Source organism: Myxococcus sp. AB056 (assembly GCF_006547365.1).
GTDB lineage: Bacteria > Myxococcota > Myxococcia > Myxococcales > Myxococcaceae > Myxococcus > Myxococcus virescens.
The window spans coordinates 1-3082 of record NZ_VHLB01000189.1; the positions used below are offsets into that span (position 1 = coordinate 1).

Consider the following 3082-nt stretch of genomic DNA (forward strand, 5'->3'; position numbering starts at 1 on the left):
GGGGAAATCTCGGGAATGGGCATGGCGTGACGTCCTCAGGCGGGCATGGGGGCGGCGCAGAAGCGCTCGTAGTCGATGAGCTCCACCGTCGCGCCCGGCGCGCACACGGGGCACTGCGTGTCCCGACGCAGCTTGAGCTCCTGGAAGCGGGTGCCCAGCGCGTCGAAGGTGAGCAGCCGCCCCACCAGGGACTCACCCTGGCCGAGGATGAGCTTGAGCGCCTCGGTGGCCTGGAGCAGACCGATGAGTCCGGGCAGCACGCCCAGGACGCCGGCCTCCGCGCACGAGGGCGCCAGCTCGGGAGGGGGCGGGGCGGGGTAGAGGCAGCGGTAGCAGGGGCCCTGGCCGGGGACGAAGGACGTCACCTGGCCCTCGAAGCGGAAGATGGAGCCGTGGACGTTGGGCTTGCCGAGCATGACGCACGCGTCATTGAGCAGGTAGCGCGTGGGGAAGTTGTCCCCGCCATCCAGCACCAGGTCGAAGCCTTCCAGAATCGTCAACACGTTGTGCGAGGTGAGGCGCTCCTCGAAGCCCACCACCTTCACGTCCGAATTGAGCGCTTCGATGGCGGCTCGGGCGCTGGCCACCTTGGGCTGTCCCTGACGCTCGCGGGTGTGGATGACCTGCCGCTGGAGGTTGCTCAGGTCGACCACGTCCGAGTCGACGATGCCCAGTGTTCCCACCCCCGCGGCCGCGAGGTACAGCGCCGCCGGCGAGCCCAGTCCGCCGGCGCCCAGCAGCAGGACGCGGGCTTGAAGCAGCTTGGCCTGGCCCGCCTCACCTACCTCGGGGAGGCTCAGGTGGCGGCGGTAGCGCTCCTTCTGCTCCGCGGTGAGGACGAAGGGCTTCTCCACTGGCAGGGCTGCGTCACTCCACCGGTTGTAGCCGCCGGCCAGGGATGACACACGCTCGTACCCCAGCTCCTTCAGCGTCTTGGCGGCCAGGGCGGAGCGGGTGCCCCCGGCGCAGTAGACGACCAGCTCCTCGTCCCGCTGGACCTGGCTTTCGATGCGCAGCTCCAGGTAACCCCTGGGAATATGGAGGGCGCCTGGCAGCCGGCCACCGGCGTATTCGTCCGCCTCCCGGACGTCCAGCAGCCGCACGGAGGCCCGGGCGTCCAGCAGCCGCTTCACGTCGTCCACGGAGACCTCGCGAATCTCCTGTTTCACTCCGGCCAGCAGCGTCTGGAAGGTCCGAGCCATGTCGGATGCATATAACCCAGGGGCTGGGCCCATGGATTTTCCGGGCCCGGGCGTTATAAGTCCCTTAGAGGAGACATGGATATGGACAGCACCCCCACGACTTCCGCCGCCCCCGCCGCCTCGCCGGCTTCCCAGGCCACTCCGGTGGCCGTGCGCCTGACGGACGCCGCCATCCAGCAGGTGAAGAGCGTCATCAAGGCCCAAGGCTTCGAGGGCTACTTCTTCTCCATCCGCGTCGTGCCAGCTGGCTGCAGCGGCCTGGGCTATGACTTGAACCTGGTCAAGGAGTCCAAGGCCGGTGACACCGTCTGGGAGCAGGATGGCGTGAAGATCGCCTCCGACCCGATGAGCAGCCAGTACCTCGGGGGCACGGAGATTGACTACGTCTCCGCCATCACCGGTTCGGGCTTCAAGTTCAACAACCCGAACGCGAAGTCCTCCTGCGGCTGCGGCACGTCGTTCACGACCTGAGCCGCACCGCCGCGGTATCGCCCGTGACACGGGCGGGAAGGCCGGGCCGGGGCGGATGTCTCGCCCGGCCTTCGTGCGTCAGGCACCCGCGATGGGCGTCATCACCTTCAACCAGGACTGGTTCTCCTTCTGCCGGGCCAGACGCAGCGTCCGGCGTGTCTGGGCCTCCTGGAAGGCCATGCGGTCCGCGTCCGTCTCCATCAGCAGGGGTGGCACCGGCACGCGCTGGCCGTCCTTGTCGATGGCCACGAAGGTCAGCAGCGCGCTGGTGGTGAGGTGACGCTCGCCGGTGAGGGGGTTCTCCGCGTGCACCGTGACGCCCACCTCCATGGAGGTGCGGAAGGCGGCCAGCACCCGGCCGTGCAGCAGCGCGACCCAGCCCACCTTGATGGGGGCGTGGAAGTGCAAATCATCCATGGAGGCCGTCACCACGACCTGCCGGCAGTGGCGCTGCGCGGCCACGGCCCCGCAGATGTCAATCCACTGCATCACCTTGCCGCCGAAGGCAGCATCCAGGTTGTTGGCGTCCGGAGGCAGGATGAGCTGGGTCATCACCACCTCCGTGTCCTTCGGATTCTTCGCGCTCAGGTCGGTCATCTCGCACCTTGGGTTGTCGGACGGAGCCTGCGGCCGGGCCGCGCCGGTTCATCCGGTGGATATCCCAAGCTCTAACGCGATGGGCCAGACAATGTCCGCGCAGGTGACAGGCGCGGGCGCGGCGCTCAGGCCAGGAAGGTGGAGACGCGGTCGAGGAACTCCTCGCGTCCCCGGCCTCGCCGGATGTCCTGCTTCGACACGTCCATGGTGAGGCAGTCCACGCCGTACTTCTCCTGCAGCACCAGGGGGAAGCTGGCGTAGTAGCCGTTGAGGCCCCGAAGGAACTGGTGGCGGATGCCCTTCTCCTCCTCGCGTCCCCGGGTACGGATGCGCTGGAGGAGCACCTCCACGCTGCCGACCTCGAAGCAGATGACCTTGTCGGGCCGGATGATGTGGCGCGACAGCCGCTGGAAGTACTCGTAGTACAGGTCCAGCTCCGCGTTCGTCAGGTGTCCCAGGCCGTGGAGGTACTTGGCGAAGATTTCCGGGTCCTCGTACAGGGTGCGGTCCTGCACGCAGCTGCGGCGGTACGAGTGGATGAGCTCGTGGTGTTCGACGCGCCGGATGAGGAACTCGAGCTGGAGCGTGAAGGACCACCGCGACATGTCCGCGTAGTAGTCACGCAGGAATCGGTTGTCGATGACGGGCTCGTCGAACAGCTCGTAGCCGAAGGCCTGGCTGATCATCTTCGCCGCCGTCGTCTTGCCCGCGCCGATGTTGCCCGCCAGCGCCACGAAGCGCCGCGCCTTGGGCACCTTGACGCGCAGCGTGTTGCGGGAACGCGGGGTGGCCGCGGGGGCCTCTTCCTGGGC

The 3082-nt window shown here is 67.9% G+C and carries 4 protein-coding genes; 1 reads left to right on the forward strand and 3 read right to left on the reverse strand.

The genetic code is table 11. The features are described 5' to 3' along the window. Positions 1–35 precede the first annotated feature (35 nt). A complete protein-coding gene (gene moeB / locus FMP39_RS37000; RefSeq protein ID WP_194858724.1) occupies positions 36–1202 on the reverse strand; it encodes a molybdopterin-synthase adenylyltransferase MoeB in 1167 nt (388 codons plus the stop codon). Between the two features lie 81 nt (positions 1203–1283). Between moeB and FMP39_RS37005 the strand changes: the two genes are divergently transcribed. Then, positions 1284–1673 (forward strand): iron-sulfur cluster assembly accessory protein, encoded by a 390-nt coding sequence (locus FMP39_RS37005; protein WP_090489251.1) that lies wholly within the window; start codon positions 1284–1286, stop codon positions 1671–1673. Positions 1674–1751: 78 nt separating this feature from the next. Here FMP39_RS37005 and FMP39_RS37010 read toward each other — a convergent pair whose 3' ends face one another. Both FMP39_RS37010 and FMP39_RS37015 read right to left on the reverse strand, forming a co-directional pair. Next, positions 1752–2270, reverse strand: coding sequence for an acyl-CoA thioesterase (locus FMP39_RS37010; protein ID WP_011552660.1), 519 nt, complete (start codon positions 2268–2270; stop codon positions 1752–1754). Between the two features lie 125 nt (positions 2271–2395). Further along, the coding region (locus FMP39_RS37015; protein WP_228558654.1) for a deoxynucleoside kinase at positions 2396–3082 on the reverse strand (687 nt) is incomplete at its 5' end.